Origin of the sequence: Sinomicrobium oceani, assembly GCF_900119185.1 — a bacterium.
GTDB lineage: Bacteria > Bacteroidota > Bacteroidia > Flavobacteriales > Flavobacteriaceae > Sinomicrobium > Sinomicrobium oceani.
The window spans coordinates 256508-275581 of sequence record NZ_FPJE01000002.1; the positions used below are offsets into that span (position 1 = coordinate 256508).

20 protein-coding genes are annotated in these 19074 nt (G+C 43.9%); 10 read left to right on the forward strand and 10 right to left on the reverse strand.

Features of this window, described 5'->3' with window-relative positions:
- The first annotated feature begins 218 nt into the window (after positions 1-218).
- The 4 genes from BT112_RS02710 (at position 219) to BT112_RS02725 (ending at position 2822) form a co-directional block, all read left to right on the forward strand.
- The gene (locus BT112_RS02710; RefSeq protein WP_072315824.1) at positions 219-503 is read left to right on the forward strand and encodes a hypothetical protein; all 285 of its coding nucleotides are present in this window, start codon (positions 219-221) and stop codon (positions 501-503) included.
- Between the two features lie 397 nt (positions 504-900).
- Positions 901-1167, forward strand: a complete 267-nt coding sequence (locus tag BT112_RS22040) for a hypothetical protein (protein ID WP_245776966.1) — start codon at positions 901-903, stop codon at positions 1165-1167.
- 35 nt (positions 1168-1202) lie between these two features.
- The gene (locus BT112_RS02720; protein ID WP_072315826.1) at positions 1203-2402 is read left to right on the forward strand and encodes an alanine dehydrogenase; all 1200 of its coding nucleotides are present in this window, start codon (positions 1203-1205) and stop codon (positions 2400-2402) included.
- A 42-nt stretch (positions 2403-2444) separates the two neighbouring features.
- Positions 2445-2822: a hypothetical protein gene (locus BT112_RS02725; RefSeq protein ID WP_072315827.1), complete on the forward strand. Its 378-nt coding sequence runs from the start codon at positions 2445-2447 to the stop codon at positions 2820-2822.
- A 15-nt stretch (positions 2823-2837) separates the two neighbouring features.
- Here BT112_RS02725 and BT112_RS02730 read toward each other — a convergent pair whose 3' ends face one another.
- The 3 genes from BT112_RS02730 to aroC form a co-directional block, all read right to left on the reverse strand.
- Positions 2838-3803, reverse strand: a complete 966-nt coding sequence (locus BT112_RS02730) for a YpdA family putative bacillithiol disulfide reductase (RefSeq protein ID WP_072315828.1) — start codon at positions 3801-3803, stop codon at positions 2838-2840.
- 58 nt (positions 3804-3861) lie between these two features.
- Positions 3862-5400, reverse strand: a complete 1539-nt coding sequence (locus BT112_RS02735) for a dicarboxylate/amino acid:cation symporter (RefSeq protein WP_072315829.1) — start codon at positions 5398-5400, stop codon at positions 3862-3864.
- Positions 5401-5482: 82 nt separating this feature from the next.
- A complete protein-coding gene (gene aroC / locus BT112_RS02740; RefSeq protein WP_072315830.1) occupies positions 5483-6547 on the reverse strand; it encodes a chorismate synthase in 1065 nt (354 codons plus the stop codon).
- Between the two features lie 313 nt (positions 6548-6860).
- Between aroC and BT112_RS02745 the strand changes: the two genes are divergently transcribed.
- Together BT112_RS02745 and BT112_RS02750 are read left to right on the forward strand one after the other, a co-directional pair.
- Positions 6861-7691 carry a UDP-2,3-diacylglucosamine diphosphatase gene (locus BT112_RS02745; RefSeq protein ID WP_072315831.1) on the forward strand — a complete coding sequence of 277 codons (831 nt, stop codon included), beginning with the start codon at positions 6861-6863 and terminating at the stop codon, positions 7689-7691.
- A 352-nt stretch (positions 7692-8043) separates the two neighbouring features.
- Positions 8044-8361, forward strand: a complete 318-nt coding sequence (locus tag BT112_RS02750; RefSeq protein WP_072315832.1) for an RNA polymerase sigma factor — start codon at positions 8044-8046, stop codon at positions 8359-8361.
- Positions 8362-8385: 24 nt separating this feature from the next.
- Here the strand turns inward: BT112_RS02750 and BT112_RS02755 are convergent, their stop codons facing one another.
- From BT112_RS02755 to msrA, 7 genes are all read right to left on the reverse strand, one after another.
- Complete coding sequence (locus tag BT112_RS02755; RefSeq protein WP_072315833.1) at positions 8386-9228, reverse strand: alpha/beta hydrolase; 843 nt, start codon at positions 9226-9228, stop codon at positions 8386-8388.
- 33 nt (positions 9229-9261) lie between these two features.
- Positions 9262-10167, reverse strand: a complete 906-nt coding sequence (locus BT112_RS02760; protein WP_072315834.1) for a Ppx/GppA phosphatase family protein — start codon at positions 10165-10167, stop codon at positions 9262-9264.
- 113 nt (positions 10168-10280) lie between these two features.
- The gene (gene ppk1 / locus BT112_RS02765) at positions 10281-12377 is read right to left on the reverse strand and encodes a polyphosphate kinase 1 (RefSeq protein ID WP_072315835.1); all 2097 of its coding nucleotides are present in this window, start codon (positions 12375-12377) and stop codon (positions 10281-10283) included.
- An 8-nt stretch (positions 12378-12385) separates the two neighbouring features.
- The gene (locus BT112_RS02770; protein ID WP_072315836.1) at positions 12386-12871 is read right to left on the reverse strand and encodes a SixA phosphatase family protein; all 486 of its coding nucleotides are present in this window, start codon (positions 12869-12871) and stop codon (positions 12386-12388) included.
- 77 nt (positions 12872-12948) lie between these two features.
- A complete protein-coding gene (pdxH, locus tag BT112_RS02775) occupies positions 12949-13596 on the reverse strand; it encodes a pyridoxamine 5'-phosphate oxidase (protein WP_072315837.1) in 648 nt (215 codons plus the stop codon).
- A 334-nt stretch (positions 13597-13930) separates the two neighbouring features.
- Complete coding sequence (gene msrB / locus BT112_RS02780) at positions 13931-14383, reverse strand: peptide-methionine (R)-S-oxide reductase MsrB (RefSeq protein WP_083564761.1); 453 nt, start codon at positions 14381-14383, stop codon at positions 13931-13933.
- 156 nt (positions 14384-14539) lie between these two features.
- Positions 14540-15208 carry a peptide-methionine (S)-S-oxide reductase MsrA gene (msrA, locus tag BT112_RS02785; protein WP_072315839.1) on the reverse strand — a complete coding sequence of 223 codons (669 nt, stop codon included), beginning with the start codon at positions 15206-15208 and terminating at the stop codon, positions 14540-14542.
- 276 nt (positions 15209-15484) lie between these two features.
- Between msrA and BT112_RS02790 the strand changes: the two genes are divergently transcribed.
- The 4 genes from BT112_RS02790 (at position 15485) to BT112_RS02810 (ending at position 18906) form a co-directional block, all read left to right on the forward strand.
- A complete protein-coding gene (locus BT112_RS02790; RefSeq protein WP_072315840.1) occupies positions 15485-16423 on the forward strand; it encodes a helix-turn-helix domain-containing protein in 939 nt (312 codons plus the stop codon).
- A 407-nt stretch (positions 16424-16830) separates the two neighbouring features.
- A complete protein-coding gene (locus BT112_RS02800) occupies positions 16831-17325 on the forward strand; it encodes a MauE/DoxX family redox-associated membrane protein (RefSeq protein ID WP_072315842.1) in 495 nt (164 codons plus the stop codon).
- Positions 17326-17490: 165 nt separating this feature from the next.
- On the forward strand, positions 17491-17736 hold the full coding sequence (locus tag BT112_RS02805; protein WP_072315843.1) for a DUF6520 family protein: 246 nt from the start codon (positions 17491-17493) through the stop codon (positions 17734-17736).
- Positions 17737-17856: 120 nt separating this feature from the next.
- The gene (locus BT112_RS02810; protein WP_072315844.1) at positions 17857-18906 is read left to right on the forward strand and encodes a hypothetical protein; all 1050 of its coding nucleotides are present in this window, start codon (positions 17857-17859) and stop codon (positions 18904-18906) included.
- Positions 18907-19074 lie beyond the last annotated feature (168 nt).

Consider the following 19074-nt stretch of genomic DNA (forward strand, 5'->3'; position numbering starts at 1 on the left):
AATAATCCCGATATGTAAGAAATAACATTAACTAAAAACAGTATATCTTATTAAAGATATTTATGTAATATTGTACATCCCATACTTCATACAAAAAAAAGGCTAATCAACATTTTTTTATCGACAAAAAGTAATAAAGTTACGGTGAAAGTATTAATTGACAACATTTTATTTTTTGGTACGTTTGCTACAACTAAATAACCAAAAAGCAAAATATCATGAAATCAACATTTTTTTCTTTAGCAACTTTAGCTTTTGTATGCGGTTTATTATTTGTTAATAAAATCAATAATACCGACAGCATTACATTTATGGACAAATACAATAAAAATCTCAGACCTCCTACAAATGGTATTATCGATTCCAGCAATAATACATACGTATTTATTGACAAGAAGGATGTAGTAGTTCCTCCGAATGGAATTATCAGCTATACAGATGAAATTTATGTACTCATCGACAAAAAAGATGTTATTGTTCCGCCAAACGGAATTATTGGGTAGATAAATTAGATCCTTAAGGCATAGCCGAGGTCACTTTTTTATAAACCTCAATAATTAATAAATTATAATCTTACTATCAAATTCAGATAAATAATTTGATTATATAATTCCTTTTTCCTTTCTTCGTATATTATCTGCTCTGCGATTTACTAAAATGAGAAAAGACAAAAGGATAGGAAAAAGAAATATAAGGAGATCTTTGTTCTTGGGTACTGTAGTTGCCTTCTTAATAGCAATATCTCCTTATATTTTTTATTTTTACGAAAACTTCCCTCAACAAGAAACATGGGACACATGGTTGTATAAATTTAACAGCCCTAATTATGGAAGCGTATATACTGCTGCGTGGCTATTTATTGGGAAATTTGTCCCTTTATATTTACTCCTTTTATGGTTCTTGACCTGTAGGCACTGGTGGTATCACATCATACTTATCCCCATTGCCATGTATGCTTTTCAATTATTTGGAACTATAAATGTCGATGTACAGTATGTAGATGAAGTCGAAATTTACTATATCATCCCCATAATGCTCATCATCATCCCGATTGTCTATCTTATCCGTCTTAAACTTTTTGATAAGATTGTACACGGCATCGACATGAAGAAACTCGATGAAGAATTGAAAAAGTATGAGGTGGAAGAAGATGATTTCTCCGAATAATTTTTAACTTTACAAGTATTTGTAGTGTTAAGATTATGATTGTAGCGTCATCGCCATTTACCAGGCAACAGCTCTTACCCCAGGAGGAAATGCTGGAAGTCCTGAAACAAAAGGGAGAATTGTTTATCGGTATCCCCAAAGAAATTGCATACCAGGAAAAGCGGGTATGTCTTACTCCTGATGCGGTTAATGCGCTTACGGCCCATGGGCACAGGGTCATTATCGAATCGAATGCAGGAGAGGGCGCCAATTTTACGGATCGCGAATACAGTGAGGCCGGGGCCGAGGTTACCAACGATGTTAAAAAGATCTATTCCTGCCCCATCATCCTCAAGGTAGAACCGCCTTCCCGGGACGAACTTAAACTGATCAATCCGCAGACCATACTGATCTCCGCACTGCAAATCAAAACACAAAACAAGAAGTATTTCGAAGAACTGGCCAAAAAGCGGATCACGGCCATTGCTTTCGAATATATCCGCGATGAAGACGGTAATTATCCTGCCGTTCGCTCCCTGAGTGAAATCGCAGGGACAGCTTCCGTGCTTATCGCAGCCGAACTGATGACCAATGCCAATAACGGTAACGGACTGATGTTTGGAAATATCAGCGGTGTACCACCGGTTGATGTGGTTATTCTCGGTGCGGGTACCGTAGGCGAGTTTGCAGCCCGGTCGGCACTCGGACTGGGAGCTAATGTAAAAATATTCGATAACTCCATTACCCGCCTGCGCCGTATACAAACCCATCTCGGACGCCCCATGCACACGTCTACCCTACAGCCTAAAAACCTTTTCAAAGCCCTGCGGCGTTGTGATGTAGTAATAGGAGCAGTCCGGGGAACCAACCGCGCACCTGTTATCGTAACCGAAACCATGGTTGAAAACATGAAAAACGGGGCCGTGATCATTGATGTAAGCATCGATATGGGAGGGTGCTTCGAAACCAGTGAAGTTACCACACACGACAAACCCACCTTCGAAAAACACGGTGTTGTCCACTACTGCGTACCCAATATCCCGGCGAGATACTCCCGTACCGCTTCGGTTTCTATCAGTAACATCTTCACTCCATATCTTCTGAAAATCGGGGATGAAGGCGGACTTGAAAATTCCCTTCGATTTGACCGCGGTTTACGAAACGGATTGTATTTTTACCACGGAATTTTAACGAACAAAACGGTAGCAGAATGGTTCAACCTGTCGCATAGCGACATCAACCTTCTGATCTTCTGAGTACAGAAGATCATTTTGCTTTCGTATAACTAATCATCCGTTATGGATATATTGAGAAGGTTTGGCTATTACCTCATAGGACTGGCCATAGGAGCTGTAATCGTAGCTTATATTTTCAGGGAAAAAGGAACGGAGTTTTGCTATGCTCCCAACTGCCGGGTCCTGAAGGATATCAGGAACAAAACCCTGATCTATGAAAACGAAGCGTTACAGAGCCTCAAAACAAACCGTATAGATACTACAGGTATTTCGGTTTCGGTATTCACCGAAGGTGATGTGATTTTTTCCGAAAGCGATACGCACCTCGACTCCTGCAAGACGTACACCATAGCAGGGACCCTGAAAACAGGAAAAGTAGAGCTTTTCGTCCGGAATTGCGATAGTATCGCCAGGATCAGCACCATCACCCCGATACCATAGGCCCGAAAAACCGGTTTAAGAATCCCCCAGTATACTCCTGATAATCAGTTTGGCGTGTATCCGTGAATTTTCTATAAACCACAGGTGGGTATCCATTCCTCCGCAAATCACACCGGCCAGGTATAAACCGGAAATATTGGTTTCCATGGTTTCGGGGTCATAGGAAGGATAATATTTTCCGTCGACGGACAAATCGACACCTATTTTCCGAAGGAAAGCAAAATCGGGCATATAGCCCGTAAGGGCAAGCACAAAATCGTTCTCCAGTACCACTTCACCTTCCGGGGTATCGATGATAACCTCCCCGGGGGTGATCTTTTTGATCGCACTGAGAAAATATGCCTGTACAGAACCTTCGGCAATACGGTTTTCAATATCCGGCTTCACCCAGTATTTTACGCGTCTTCCTATTTCCCCTCCGCGTACAACCATGGTTACGTCACCTCCTTTACGATATATTTCCAAAGCTGCATCTACGGAAGAATTACTGGCTCCTACCACGACAACCTTCTGTCCGGCATAATAATGCGGATCCTTGTAATAATGTGAGACCTTGGGAAGGTCTTCACCCGGCACCCCGATACGATTGGGAATATCATAAAAACCCGTAGCTACAATAACCTGTGCAGCTTTATACACGGCTTTGGAAGATGTCACCGTAAATACCCCTTCCGCTTTGCAGACATCGATCACCTTTTCAAACAAACGCAGATCCAGGTCGTTCGAAGTCACGATACGCCTGTAATACTCCAGGGCTTCTGCCCTCTGGGGTTTACTCTTTATACTGATAAAAGGAATACCGTCTATTTCGAGCTTATCGGACGTAGAGAAGAAAGTCATGTTCAACGGGTAGTTATACAGGGAATTGGCTATACAGCCTTTTTCCAGTACGACGTAACGCAGCCCGTTCTTTTTGGCTTCCAAAGCACAGGCAATCCCTATAGGACCGCCCCCGATAATGAGAACATCATATTCTTTCATAGCATGTTTTGATGTTGGTATTCACAACCCTTACCATACCGAAGGGTGTTTACTCCTACTAATCCTCATATTCCGGTTCCCCGAGTTTACCTACCGATTTCGCCACCACGGTAGCTACGGTAGCATCGCCGGTAACATTGATTACCGTACGGCACATATCCAGTATCCGGTCTACGGAAAGAATAAGCGCTATACCGAGCGGTAATTTATCTGCGGGAAAATTAATGGACTGCAGTACGATGATCAGCATGACCACCCCAACCCCCGGAACTCCTGCCGTTCCTATAGAAGCCAGTAAGGCCGTGAAAATAATGGTCAGCTGGTCGGCAAATGTAATATCAAAATGCAGGGCTTCGCAAATAAAGATCGTAGCGACTGCCTGGTACAGGCTGGTACCATCCATATTGATCGTTGCTCCTATAGGAAGCACAAAACTACTTACTTCTTCATCGACCCCGACATAGTCGCGAACCCTTTCCATGTTTACCGGAAGCGTTGCCGCGCTGGAACTGGTAGAAAAGGCCAGTAATTGCACAGGGCTTATCTGGCGTAAAAACCACAACGGATTCTTCTTTACATACAACCCTACAATGGTCATATACACAACAACCATCAATACCAGCGCCCCTATGACCGTCAGCGAATACTTCAGTAAGGCCAGGAGGACTTCGACATCATTGGTCCCGGCGACTACATTGGCAAGTAATGCAAATACGGCAATGGGTGCTATTTTAATAATGAGATCAACCATTTTCAGGATGGCATCGTTCAGACTGTCGAAGAAATCCTTAAGCGGTTTGGCTCTTTCTTCGCCTATGAGTAACATGCAGACGCCGAGCATGATGGTAAAGAAAATCACCTGGAGCATCTGATTATTATCGGCCATGGCTCCGAAAATATTATCGGGAACGACATCTACGATAAACTCTACAAAATTTTTGGTTTTGCTCTGACTATCACTGATCCGCTGGTTGACCATATCCGCATTCCCGGAATTACTGGTAAGTCTCTCGATGGTTTCCTGTGATATGCCCGAGCCGGGTTTTACGATATTTGCAACCCCCAGGCCAATGGTTATCGCAAAAATGGTGGTTATAATATACAACACCATGGTACGTATACCGATACTCGACAGTTTTGAAATATCCTGCAAATCGGCCACTCCTTTGATAAGCGATGCGATGATAAGCGGAATAGCAATGAGCTTCAACAAGTTGATAAAAAGTTCCCCGAAAGGATATATCCAGTTCTCTATAAACGTCTTTCCCGTGGGCTCTGTCGGCAATTCCCGCAGTGCCTCATGATCGGATGCTATTTTTTTATCCAGCTCCCGGAGTTCCTGCGCTATATTTTCTTTTTGTACGAGGTAGGCCATACCCCCGGTCTGCCCCTCTTTAAAACGTATGCGTAATGCTTCCAGGTCTTCCTCTAAGTCGGCTTGCCTGGAAAGCGATGATGTCAATGCTGTGTTATAACCGGCTGCCTTGTCCAATACCTCCTGGTCCGGTTTCCCGATGTTGGCCATCACAAGGCCAAACACGACTCCGAGAACCATCCCTATGACGATCTGCCAGTGTAACGCTATTTTTTTCTTCATAAGTTATTTTCAGTTAGTGCAATAGTGTGTAAGCCCCCTTTTTGGTTTCCGGAGAAGGGGGAACCGTCCGTTTGGTCTTCAGTTAAATTTTCGAATTTTTACTCAACAGATAATGATCTGCGAGCACCAGTGCGGCCATAGCCTCCACGATGGGGACTGCGCGGGGTACAACACAGGGGTCATGTCTTCCTTTTCCCTGCATTTCTACGATATTTCCGTCCCTGTCTATAGTATCCTGCCGTTGCATGATCGTAGCCACCGGCTTAAAGGCCACACGGAAATAGATATCCATTCCGTTACTGATACCTCCCTGTATCCCGCCGGAAAGGTTTGTTTTGGTCGTACCATCCGGATTGTACAGATCGTTGTGTTCGCTTCCCTTCATTTTAGCTCCGCAAAAACCGCTTCCGTATTCAAATCCTTTCACGGCATTGATCGATAACATGGCTTTTCCCAGATCGGCATGAAGTTTGTCAAAAACAGGTTCTCCCCATCCTACAGGCACATTCCGGATGACACAGGTTACGGTGCCTCCGACCGTGTCCCCCTCCTTGCGGATCTCCTTGATATAGTCCTCCATCCTGGCTGCGACCTCGGGATCGGGACAACGTACAGGGTTGTTTTCCGTCTCCAAAAAATCCAGCTCCTGGTAGGGTTTTTCGAGAAATATATCGCCTACCGAAGACACATAAGCATCTATACGGATATCTTTAAGCAGTTGTTTGGCTACTGCCCCGGCCACCACGCGTGATGCCGTTTCACGGGCCGAACTTCTCCCGCCTCCGCGATAGTCCCGCAATCCGTATTTCTGATCGTAAACGTAATCGGCATGACTCGGCCGGTAACTATCCTTGATATGTGAGTAATCGTGCGATTTCTGATTGGTATTTTCTATGACAAAACCTATGGGAACACCTGTCGTCTTTCCTTCGAAAACTCCGGAAAGTATGCGAAATTCATCCGGTTCTTTTCGTTGAGTTACGATAGCGGACTGCCCCGGTTTTCTCCGGTTGAGTTCGTGTTGTATTTCGTCTAACCGGAGCTCCAGTCCGGCCGGACATCCGTCTATAACTCCTCCTAAAGCTTCTCCGTGTGATTCTCCGAATGTGGTAAGTTTGAATATCGTTCCAAAGGAATTTCCTGCCATTTATATTGATTTTGAACAAATGTAAATGTTAATAATTAATTATTCAAGATTAAAATGGAATTTGGCGGGATCGGGGCTTCGGTACACCAGCTCCCGGGGGGGGGGCTGGCACTCAGCCGCCTGGTGAGAGCCTGGGGGGTGGTAACCATATAATATCCATCTGAAAAAGCAAAGGTGGCTGAGTGTTCCGGCCACCGGCCGGAATGTATCGAAGCCCCGGTTACATTCCCTTAACAATATCCTCATAAATAATTAATTACCAGGTAATCTTTTACTAACAAGGATTTTTTTTCTTTACCAAAAATTTTCCGACTTGAAAAAGCGTAAAGTAGAAATTGTTGTCATATCGGATGTTCATCTTGGCACTTACGGATGCCATGCAGGGGAATTGCTTTCATACCTGAACAGTATAAACCCCGAAAAACTTATTTTAAATGGTGATATTATAGATATCTGGCAGTTCCGCAAACGTTACTTTCCTAAAAAACACCTCCAGGTTATTAAAAAGATCATTGACCTTTCTACCAAAGGCACCCAGGTATATTATATCACGGGAAACCACGATGAAATGCTACGGAAATTCAGTGATGTCACCATGGGCAATATCGCTATTGTGGATAAGCTTTCGCTGAAACTCGACGGAAAAAAAGCATGGATCTTTCACGGCGATGTATTCGACGCTTCCATACAGCATACCAAGTGGATCGCAAAACTCGGCGGATGGGGATACGATTTTCTCATACTGCTCAACGGGCTTATCAACTGGGGGCTGGTAAAAATGGGAAAGGAAAAATACTCGCTGTCCAAAAAAATAAAGAACAGTGTAAAGAAAGCGGTTAAATACATTAACGATTTCGAAAAAGTAGCTGCCGATCTCGCCATACAAAACGGGTATAAATATGTGATATGCGGACATATTCACCAACCGAAAATGATCCGTAAGGTCAATAAACACGGAACCTGTCTTTATCTGAATTCCGGGGATTGGGTAGAAAACCTGACTGCCCTGGAATACCATAAAAAACATTGGGAACTCTATAGTTTTAACGAAGACAAACTAAGCCCGTTCTATACCGATGAAGATCTTAAATCCATGAGCTATAAAGATCTGCTGGCCGCCATAACCATTACCGGCAAGAAATAAAATTTTACCGCCTTCAACCTCAAACCACTTCCCTATACCCTCATTTTCAGGATTATTTCTTCGCGAAGTTATCAACAACCGGTCCTGAAATCCGAATTCATAAAAATAAGCTGATATTCAAACACATAGACACCAATAAACTTGTGCTTCCGGAGCTGTTTTTAATAACTTCTTCTGTCTGATCCGGAACATTTTCACTAAAAATCTCTCCTAAATACAGCACATCATTGTAATTTTTACCCGAACCTGGTCCCTGTAGAAGATCAACCCTACGGGCGTATAACATTTCGGATCGTAATACGTGTAAAAATTACAGGTGGTGTAACGCGTACAACCACTAAAATTATAAACGATGAAAAACCAGCAGGAAAATACTTATGCTCATGACGTCCTGGAATTATACCTCCCTGAAGACGATGACACATTCGAAGAGATGTGTACGATGTATTATCCGAAAGTTTACCGGTTTGTGCTTTCTTTTCTGAAATCGGAAGAGCTCAGTAAAAACGTCGTGAGTGAGATCTACCTGGAGATTCGTGAAAGAAGCAAAGATATCTCCCCGGACATTTTCGACACGGTTATTATAGAAGTGTCCGTTAAATACACCTACGGAGCTTTGCGTACATTAGTATGCGGAGACACCCCTTGCGATAGTCCGTATATCCCCTAAAAGGCTCTCCGGGGAATATTCGTTTTACATAAAAAGCAATTGTGAGAACTGATAGAGGTCATTTTTCCACACTACAAAATCATGTTTTCCGGGCTCTACGTAATAGGTATGCGGAACTCCCTTTTCCTCGAGGTAATGATGGGTACGTTCGCTGACAGGCATAAGATCGTCCTCATGCCCACAGGAAATCCAGAGCAGTCGTAATTTCCGGATGACCTTACCGGGTCGCGGTACCAGTTTTTCCGGGGTTTTCGTATTTGGCGCCGGCGAAAATGCCCCGATCCAGGCAAAAGTGTCCAGGTGTGCCAATCCGAAGTTCAACGCCTGCCCGCCTCCCATCGATAATCCGGCCAGGGCACGGTTATCCCGGTCGGTATACACCGGATAATTCGCTTCAATAAAAGGAATGAGATCGGTAAGCAGGTCATTTTCGAAATCGGAAAAGGCTTTGATCTTTTCTTCATCAAAGATATGATCTCCCGGACGGTCGTCTTTCATCGCACGTCCGTTGGGCATCACTACGATCATCGGTTTCAATTTTTCTTCGGCATAAAGATTATCGAAAATAACGTCGGTATTCCCGTGATAATACCATTCTTTCTCATCTCCGCCAATACCGTGAAGCAGATATAGCACCCCGTATTTCCTGTCTTCCGAAAAGCCCGGCGGGGTATAAACGGTTGCTCTCCTTTTTCCTCCGACGGTTCCGGACATATATTCGACCGTTTCTACCTTCCCTTTCGGGACCTTCTCCCGGACCACATCAAAATCGTCCGGAGGCCTCATGGCATTGGACTGTCCTCCCGCAGGCCCGGAAAGAAGAACAAACAGCCCTAAAAGCCAAACATATTTCTTAGGAATATACATCGTACAATGGTGTGGTTGGTGGTCTTTCTACATTCAAATTTTTATGTTATCCTTATCGGTATAGTAAAGCAATTTGACGATACCGTCGGACAACCCGATCTTGGGAACATGGATTTTCTTTGCCCCGCTCCATTTGGTCGCGGATAAAAAGATCCGTGTCGCCGGGATAATGACATCCGCCCGGTCCGGATTCAACCCCAGTTCGGATATACGGTCTTCATAGCTGATACTCTGTAAAAACTGGTACTGGGCATTCAGCCAGATATAGGATAAAGGCTCTCCGGCTTTTCTTCCGGACATTTTATACAACTTATTAATGTTACCCCCCGAGCCTATTAACGAAAGACTCTTCAGGTTTCTGGTGCTCTTTTTAATCCATTTCTCGATCTCCTTCCAGACGCCTTCTTCGACCATATCATTCAGCAGACGTACTGTTCCGATCTTAAACGATTTGGACGTGGCTATTTTTCCTTTGGTAAATATGGTAAATTCGGTACTTCCCCCACCCACATCGACATAGAGGTAAGACTTTTCCGAATCGATAAATTCATGGAGATCGGTAGAGGCAATAATAGCCGCTTCTTTTTTCCCGTCTATGATCTCGATATGTACCCCGGATTTTTTCTCGATCTCCTCGGCAAGTTCATTTCCGTTATTAGCTTCGCGCATGGCCGATGTGGCACAGGCCATGTAGTTCTCCACATTATGCACCTTCATCAGCAGCTTAAAAGCCTTCATGGCATCGATCATACGAACCGCATTACTCCTTGATATCTCACCTACCGTAAACGAATCCTGTCCCAACCGGACAGGCACCCGTACCAGGGAACTTTTTTTGAACTGAGGTTCTTTTCCCGTTTCTTCGATGACGTTGTTTATCAATAACCTGATGGCATTGGAGCCGATATCTATCGCAGCAAATTTTCGTATCTTAATCATATAGTACCTGTTCGCGCAGTTATATTTTCGTATCAACGGTACCAAACTCCTTCAGCAATCTTCACTCCGGAGGCATAAACCGTTGCTTATCATACCCATATACGCTTAAACTTCTATTTCAATTTCTGTACATAATAATCGTATGTAGCAAACTGGGAACGCACTTTGGGAAGGTTGTTCTCCCTGTAGGCATTATCCTGTTTCCCGGATATCACCCTGGCTTTCACATTGTCACTCCACCCGATCTCGAAGGTATCTATCAGTTCTTTTTTGATCTCTTCATCATATACAGGGCAACTCACTTCTACCCGGTTGTCGATATTCCGGGTCATCCAGTCTGCTGAAGAAATATACACTTTCGGATTTCCTCCGTTTCCAAAGATAAACAATCTGGGATGTTCCAGAAACTTATCGACAATACTTATCACTTCGATGTTCTCGCTCATCCCTTCCACACCGGGCACCAGACAGCATGCTCCCCTGACGATCATCTGTATTTTCACCCCTGCCCTGCTCGCTTCGTACAACTTGTCGATCATCTTGTAATTGGTAAGACTATTCATCTTTACCTTCAGATATCCGGGTTTTCCGGATCTTACACTGGCGATCTCTTTATCGATAAGCTTGGAAAATACCTTACCGGTATAATGGGGAGAGACGATCAGGTGCTTATATTTATTGATTTTATAATTGGTTTCGAAAAAATCGAATACAAGGTTCATTTCCTTCAGTATAGCCTGATTGGCGGTAAAAAGCGTGTAATCGGTATAGATCTTGGCCGTAGATTCGTTAAAATTCCCCGTACTGATAAAACCGTAGCGTCTTATTTTATCGTGCTCCTCCCGCTCTATCATACATATCTTGCTGTGCACTTTGAGTCCGGCTACACCAAAAATCAGTTTTACGCCTTCGCTTTGCAGCTGCTCTGCATATTCGATATTGGCTTCTTCATCAAAACGGGCCTGCAATTCGATTTGCACCGTAACCTGTTTTCCGTTCTTTACGGCATTGATCAGGCTGCTGGCCACCTGTGAAGCCCTGGCGAGGCGATAAACGGTGATTTTTATAGTTTTTACCTTGGGGTCCAGTGCTGCTTCCCGCAGAAAACGTATCACATAAGAGAACGTATGGTAAGGTGCAAAAAGAAGGTAATCCTTTTTGGCGATCCTCTCCAGCACACTTCCCTGCAGGCTTAACCCTTCGACGGGAAGCGGCGGCACCTTATCGTATAACAAATCCTCACGCCCGAGACTGGGGAAACTCATATAGTCTCTCCTGTTGTGATAACGTCCGCCGGGGATCACACTATCCGTATTCTTTATGCCCATCTTATGCTTCAGGAAGCGCAATGTGTCTTTATCGATCTTATCGTCGTAAACAAAACGCACCGGCTCACTGATCTCACGGCCTTTAACACTGCTGGAGATCTTCTCTATAAAACTCTTGCTCAGGTCGTTATCGATATCCAGTTCGGCATCTCTGGTAATCTTGATCATGTGTGCCGAAAGCGACTCGTAGTTGAAAATATTAAAAATGGTATGCATACAATACCGCACGAGATCATCCAGGATTATGATATAATCCTTATCGCCTTCTTTGGGCAATACGACAAAACGATCGATATCCTTCGGGATCTCGATCAGTGCATATCGGATTTCGTTGGGTGCTGTCGAAAACATCTTCTTGAGCCTTCCGGGTGCTTTTTCCTTTTTCATCACCATCTTCACCGCCAGGTAGGCCCCACTGTCCTTCAACAATGGAAACTCCGCCAGGTCGTTGAGAATGATAGTCACCAGTGCGGGACTGACTTTCTGCACGAAGTAATTTACGATAAACTGTTTCTGGGATTCCGAAACCTCGGTCTCATCGATAATAAAAATATTCTTTTTCTCCAGCTGCTTTTCAATATACCTCAGGATATTCTGGCTTTCGGCCTGCTGTTTTATAACGATACGGGTAATATCTTCGAGCAGGTCCTTAGCCACTTCCCCGCCCAGGGCACTTTTCCCTTTTCTTCCGGCCAGTGCAATCCGCTTTACCGTAGCGTACCGGACCTTAAAGAATTCGTCCAGGTTATTGGAGAATATTCCCAAAAACCGCAACCTCTCGATAAGCGGTACGGTTTCGTCTGCGGCTTCCTGCAATACCCTGGCATTAAACTGTAACCAGCTCAGTTCCCTGTTTATATATTGATTTTGTATTTCTTCCATAAATGTTGTTATCGCAAATCCTTCGGAAAAACCGTCAGGGCCGTTTTCCCGTTTTGTATACTTTTCCAGCTATCTGCCTCAAAAGTAAGATGTACCATCCCCGCCGTGGGCAGATTTTCTATTTCGCTATCACCAAAATTATTGGAAACATCCGTACATGCATGATTGTGACCAAAGATCATAACCTTTTCGTAATCGTCGCTTAACGTCTTGATAAAACGACGCATGGAAGCTCCGGAAAAATCGTACAATTCGTTGGTTAGCTGCAAGCGTTCTTCGGGGATATCCATCATCCTCAGGAAAATGGTACAGGTTTGTAACGCCCTGCTTGCCGGACTCGAAAACACGGCGTCCGGGAGGGATATTTTATTTTTTATATGGGAAGCCATCAGGATGGCATCGTTAATTCCACGTTCTTTTAAAGGCCTGTCCCGGTCTCCTACGTTATAATCCCAGGAGGACTTGGCATGCCTGACTATTGTTAACTGCTTCATAAAAACTTTTTTTGAACATCACTGCGGTATGGCCACCGGCGTTCGGGATATAATGATAAGCTTTTATTTGCAATTTATCAAGGCGCAAGCCGTTCCTTTTTCCAATCCAGCCCGTTTTGCAGCGTATACCGTATACGATCGTGGAGTCTGTTGGGACGCCCCTGCCAGAATTCGACCGATACAGGTTTTACGATATACCCTCCCCAATGTTCCGGTCGTGGAATTTCTTTTCCCCTGAATTTTTCCTCCAGTGCTTTCAGGTTGTCCTCGAGTTCTTCTCTTCCGGAAACCACCTCGCTTTGCGGCGAAGCCAGGGCCCCGAGTTTACTTCCGTCCGGACGCGATTCGAAATACCCGTCTGACAGGTTCTCTGCAATTTTCCCGGCCACTCCCTTGATGATAATCTGCCGCTCCATATCGGGCCAGAAGAAAGACAGGCATAGATTGGGGTACGCCGCTATGGCCCGCCCTTTCTCGCTATGGTAATTGGTGTAAAAGATAAAACCTTCGTGAGTGTATTTTTTCAGCAATACCACCCGGCTCTTCGGAAAACCATCCAGCCCGATAGTGGAAACCGTCATCGCATTGGCTTCGTCTACGCCGCCGTGTTTTTCCACTTCATAAAACCAGGTCTGGAAAAGCTCCATCGGATTTTCGGGAACTTCGGTTTCCAGTAATTCTTTTTTCTCGTAGGATTTTCTGTAGTTACTCAGATCTTGTTGCATTGCTATATCGTTTAGGAAAGTTCCTGTACAAAGATATTGCTTACGCCCCATATTTCAGGTATGCCCTGCAATATTTGAAAGCGGATTTTCCCGGGAATTTATAAACATGCAGCAGTTGAATTGCGAAGATGATCCGCCATGCAGATGACGGCGGTTTGTGCTTTCAGGGCATTGCACTACCTTTCATTTCCGATATACATCCTCGTGCCATCAGGAAGAAAACAAAGGCAGGGGCAATCGCTTCCGCGTCGGCTATAGCCTTAACTACAGGTATAGCCTATCCGCAGCGCGACTGCCACATCCCCGACCAAAATAACGGTCTATACTTTTACGGCTACTTCCGGGCCTTAGGATCCGGCTCGAAGTCGAGGGAAACAGAATTCATACAAAACCTTTTGTAGGTAGGTGGCGGGCCATCGTCGAAGATATGACCGAGATGCGAATTGCACCGGGCACATTCTACTTCTATACGCTGCATCCCGTGGGAGTTATCTTCTTTATAAATTACACTGTTCTCCCGTTCGGTCTCAAAAAAGCTCGGCCAGCCGCAACTACTGGCAAATTTGGCATCGGAACGGAACAACAGGTTACCGCATACCGCGCAATAGTAGGTTCCCCTGGTATCGCTGTCCCAGTATTTCCCGGTAAAAGCCCGTTCTGTCCCCTGTTTCCTGGCTACATCATACAGTTCCGGAGACAGGATCTTTTTCCATTCCGCATCACTTACATTCAGAGGTGTGGTGTCCGTACGGGAATAGTACGGATTGTTTTTGTGTTTGGTGTCCATAGTGTCCTGTGCATGGGTTATGGTGAGCGCAGCGCATATTAAAACGGGGGCTAACCAGAGTTTTTTTATTGTTTTCACGTCAGATACATTTTATAAGGTCTCAGAACCGGGCCAAGGCATATATCCCGCCTCCCGGCCTATCCGGAGACCTGAGATTTAGTGTTTTAACTTCTCCTTAAAAACCTTACGAAACTTTTCCAGTTTGGGTTGTATGACATACTGGCAATAAGGTTCCGATTTGTTCTGGTTATAATAATCCTGGTGATAATCTTCTGCCTTATAAAATTTTGTAAACGGCGAGACTTCGGTAACTATAGGTTTGTCATAGGCCTTGGCTTCATTGAGTTTACGGATGTAATACTCCGCTTTTTCCTTCTGGGACTTATCGTGATAGAAAATAGCGGAACGGTATTGTGTACCCACATCGTTCCCCTGCCGGTTCCGTTGGGTGGGATCGTGTGCTACAAAAAAGGCTTCGAGCAATTCGTCATACGTTATCACGGACGGGTCATACACAATATTACACGCCTCGGCATGTCCGGTCTTTCCCGTGGTTACCTGTTTATAGCCCGGGTTCTTCACCGTACCCCCGGTAAATCCGGATACGACCTTTTTTACCCCTTCCAGTTGCTGAAACTGACTCTCCACACACCAGAAACATCCGGCTGCAAAGGTGGCCGTATCTTTCTGTACTTTAACCTGGTCTTCCGTATGCTCCGTACGGTGCTTCCGCTCTGTTGCCCCGGCCGTATAAGCCATACCTACCCATGCCAAAGACAGCAAAGGTAACAGCATCAGGGCCTTGCTATGATATTTACGTTTCATCATGTTGTTTTTTAGATCCTTGTTATCGTATATTATGTAACATAATTTGTGCCATAGTATGATCGCGCTATTGCTTTTTCGGTTAAATAGTGTTAAACAGATCACTACAGCGCCGTAAATACGACATTTTTCAATATTTACACAAAAAATCCCTCACAGATAAGAAGAAATCCCTTATAGATAAGTCTAAACGAACGGACTTTTATAATTTTAACGCTTACCATACACCTAAACCAATATTCATGAACAACAACAACCGACCAAACCCCGAAAATTATGAAAGCGGAACACCTGCAATGGCTTGGCCACGTACTGAATGAGATGACCCTCGGCAATATGTCGTACCGTCTGCATTATGCCGCCCGGCAACCCAACGGTGAACAACCGGACGGCTTTAACACGATGGCTATGTATATCAATACCCTATCGGATACCGCCGAGAATCCGCTTGCACGACACCCGCTTTCGCTCCTGCACGCTCCGTATTCCCGGATGGAATTTATACTCGATCCCAAAATCCGTATCGCGCATGTCAACGAAGATACCCTGTGTATCCTGCAACGCCAATCCGACGAGATCCTGGGGCTTTCCCTCGAAGAGCTCCTTACCGATAGTTCCCGGGAGCAATGGCAGAACCTCCGGCCCGGCATGAACCGATACCCAGATGTGGACTTTGCTTTTAAACTTTTGTTTGCCGTCGATCCGCAGCTATACTGTCCGGCCTTTTGTCGTTTTACCGCAGATGGTTCCGGCTATACTTCCGTATCTGCTCTCAAAATTTACAAATCCGGGAAAACGATAGCAGATCATACCGTAACAAGTACATCCCAACCGCCAAAACCCCCTGCTGCCGGAAATCCCCCCGCAGTCTCCACCCCGGCCGCTGCCCCGCCCCAGGCCGGGCATGTCCGCTCCCTCGCCGATTATATTATACAACACATCGGCGATAACCTGCCCACCATACAGCAAATGGCCCGTTTGCTGGGCGTAAATCAGCAACGCCTAAAAACCGATTTCAAAGCGTACTTCGACAAAACTATCAACGAATACGTCAACGAACTCCGGATGGAAAAAGCGCGAGAGCTCCTCCAAAATACCGATCTCACCAATATAGCTATCGCCGAGCAGCTCGGATTTGAATCGAAATCGGGTTTTTACCGGGCTTTTCGTAAACATTTTGGCTGTACTCCCAAGGAATATCGCGAACAGCAGTAGTTATGCGGACTGGTGCCGGAAAACACCAGATATATTCTGTGAGAAATTTCCGATTAGCTACTGTTTAAGCGATAGTTTTTTCCGATCAGCGACCTAAATATTTCGTTTAGGCCACCTTGGAAACCTCCTAATATGCAGAACTTTACCATAGTCAAAAAGGAGAAAAGAAATGATGAAAATGAAAAGAATTTTGACATCCGGGGAATTCCCCGCCGAAGCATAGGGGTAAAATCCCGTACACCATTTTACCCCGTATGCTTCGTAAGAAAAAAAACTAACCAACCATTTACTATAGCAGTTTTGGCGTTAGGAGTTGTGCGAAAGCCCGGACAGGTTTAGCGTTTTGCCGGCAACCATGACTCCTGACCCCGAAACGATAAAAACAACCTTTTAATTCGCCCCAAAAGATGAAAAATGCTGTTTTAATGATCCCTCGGTTTTTTGTAAAGCATAGAAATGTGATTGTGGAGATTATTTGTTATTTGTTTATCCTGCTGTTTGTTTATGCGGCCGTAAATAAGCTCATGGATGTACAGAAGTTTACCGTACAGATAGGCCAATCACCTTTGCTTACCAATATTGCAGGTTTTACCGCTTGGTTTATCCCCATCATCGAGGTTATTGTAGCCTTGATGTTGGCTTGGACGAGAACCCGACTTGCTGGCCTGTACGGCGCCTTCACGTTGATGGTTATGTTTACTGCCTATATTATCGCTATTCTTAGTTTTAGTGAAAAGATTCCCTGCTCCTGCGGGGGTGTACTGGAAAAGTTGGGATGGACCGAGCATCTTATTTTTAATATTGCTTTTATCTTATTGGCATTATTAGGCATTGTACTCTCTCTTAAACAAACAAAAAAAGATACTACAACCCTTTCAACCTCCGAATATCAGTTCAAATAAATAAGCCCTATGTCATAAACAGGGTAACGATATTTACCGGGCCCGGTAAATGATGAGGGAAATAGCTACCCCCTCATGTTGCAACAATACAGGAAGATAAAGAACCGAACACCTGTATAAACCAAAGTAGGTCGTCTAACATCAACCTTCTTAAATTTTTCAATTATGAAGAAGTCTAAATTTTTAATGGTATTGTCTGCATTCGCCTTTGCTATTGTAGGTGCATTTGCAAGTATAAATAATACTTCTGTTGATCCGGCTAATCTTTATGCCAAAAACGATCAAGGAGAATGTATATTAAGATGTGCCACTACCGGAATTACTGATTGTGTGGTGCCTGCATATGAGACACTAGAGGAATGTCAAGATCCTAATGCAACTCCCATCCTTCCTGCTTATGAACCTTTTTAGTAGGTAAGTCTAATAAGACGGGTTGGCAAAAAAACTGCCAACCCTGTTTTTATTAAAAAGACCATCTAAGGTTTGTCTATAGAACAATGACATTGTTTAATCAGTTAAATATACCCAAAAATGCGCTATATTATATACTGTCTGCTTACCGTCGTTGCTGTTATTGGCGGATTGTTTGTGATTTCCAAAAGAGATACGCCAGAAAACTATGATTTTTCCAGAACCTTTACCGATAGCCCATTGGTTGTTAAAAATAGAAAAATACTAAAATTAAGGAACGAGTTCCATTATATTGCGGGATTGACTGAAAAAAACATTTTTTTAGGAGATCAGGGTTATTCAGGAAAACTCTTTACGACAGGTTATAACTTAAATGATGGACTGTATAAGGATCTAAACGTACCCGATAGTATCCGTATAGCCTGGAAAGCCGTTAAAATTTTTGTGAATTACCCGGACGTATTCCTTATAGAAGGCATAAGCCCTACTATATTGCAAGGCACTTTTCCCGGCCCTGGCCCATATAATATCTACCACCCGGAAAAACCCTTTCACCACCCCATTCCCATTCCCAAAAATATTATCATCGCAAGAACTCATGATATAGAAAAAAAATCCTACATGTTGGCCAAAATTATATTGGATTCTCTCCCTATATTGGAAACAAAATATATTTTGGAACAACAAAATGGGATTATTTTTTCTTCAGACGGGATGCTCTCATACGATCCCGTTACTGAAAAAACCCTTTATGTCAACTTTTATAATAACCGGTTTACCTGCCTTGACACGAGCCTCAATCTTATATACCAAGGAAATACCATCGCCCCCATAGGCCATGCCCAACTAAAAATGGACACTATCCATTCCGAAAACAAAATGGTACTGTCAGCCCCGGCATTGTTTGTCAACAAACAAAACAGTGTTTATAACGGCAGGCTATATATACGGTCTGTCATCATGGCAAAAAACGAAGATAAAAGAGCCTTTAAACGTCATGCCGTTATTGATGTTTATGAACTGGCGAATACCAACAGTAAATACCTCTATAGCTTTTATCTCCCTGCATACGAAAACAAAAAGCTCCGAGAGTTCAAAGTGTTTAACAATCATATTATTAGTTTACAAGGCGAATACCTGGTTATAGACCAGTTTAAGCTTAAATCTTAGTAGGATATGAAAATATTAATCATGAAGTGATTTAAACTTTTTTAAAAAATTAAAAAGGGTTGAAGATATTTGTGTTGCGAAACATACAATTATCAAAACCAACCCTTTATATACTCTGTACTTGACAAAGATACAATAGCATTGGAAATAGTCCCTTACATATTCATA

Bases quoted from the DNA above. Each gene is read 5' to 3' on its own strand.
- BT112_RS02710 (WP_072315824.1), top strand. From the start codon at position 219: ATGAAATCAACATTTTTTTCTTTAGCAACTTTAGCTTTTGTATGCGGT.
- BT112_RS02720 (WP_072315826.1), top strand. From the start codon at position 1,203: ATGATTGTAGCGTCATCGCCATTTACCAGGCAACAGCTCTTACCCCAG.
- BT112_RS02725 (WP_072315827.1), top strand. From the start codon at position 2,445: ATGGATATATTGAGAAGGTTTGGCTATTACCTCATAGGACTGGCCATA.
- BT112_RS02730 (WP_072315828.1), bottom strand. From the start codon at position 3,803: ATGAAAGAATATGATGTTCTCATTATCGGGGGCGGTCCTATAGGGATT.
- BT112_RS02735 (WP_072315829.1), bottom strand. From the start codon at position 5,400: ATGAAGAAAAAAATAGCGTTACACTGGCAGATCGTCATAGGGATGGTT.
- aroC (WP_072315830.1), bottom strand. From the start codon at position 6,547: ATGGCAGGAAATTCCTTTGGAACGATATTCAAACTTACCACATTCGGA.
- BT112_RS02750 (WP_072315832.1), top strand. From the start codon at position 8,044: ATGAAAAACCAGCAGGAAAATACTTATGCTCATGACGTCCTGGAATTA.
- BT112_RS02755 (WP_072315833.1), bottom strand. From the start codon at position 9,228: ATGTATATTCCTAAGAAATATGTTTGGCTTTTAGGGCTGTTTGTTCTT.
- BT112_RS02760 (WP_072315834.1), bottom strand. From the start codon at position 10,167: ATGATTAAGATACGAAAATTTGCTGCGATAGATATCGGCTCCAATGCC.
- ppk1 (WP_072315835.1), bottom strand. From the start codon at position 12,377: ATGGAAGAAATACAAAATCAATATATAAACAGGGAACTGAGCTGGTTA.
- BT112_RS02770 (WP_072315836.1), bottom strand. From the start codon at position 12,871: ATGAAGCAGTTAACAATAGTCAGGCATGCCAAGTCCTCCTGGGATTAT.
- pdxH (WP_072315837.1), bottom strand. From the start codon at position 13,596: ATGCAACAAGATCTGAGTAACTACAGAAAATCCTACGAGAAAAAAGAA.
- msrB (WP_083564761.1), bottom strand. From the start codon at position 14,383: ATGGACACCAAACACAAAAACAATCCGTACTATTCCCGTACGGACACC.
- msrA (WP_072315839.1), bottom strand. From the start codon at position 15,208: ATGAAACGTAAATATCATAGCAAGGCCCTGATGCTGTTACCTTTGCTG.
- BT112_RS02790 (WP_072315840.1), top strand. From the start codon at position 15,485: ATGAAAGCGGAACACCTGCAATGGCTTGGCCACGTACTGAATGAGATG.
- BT112_RS02800 (WP_072315842.1), top strand. From the start codon at position 16,831: ATGAAAAATGCTGTTTTAATGATCCCTCGGTTTTTTGTAAAGCATAGA.
- BT112_RS02805 (WP_072315843.1), top strand. From the start codon at position 17,491: ATGAAGAAGTCTAAATTTTTAATGGTATTGTCTGCATTCGCCTTTGCT.
- BT112_RS02810 (WP_072315844.1), top strand. From the start codon at position 17,857: ATGCGCTATATTATATACTGTCTGCTTACCGTCGTTGCTGTTATTGGC.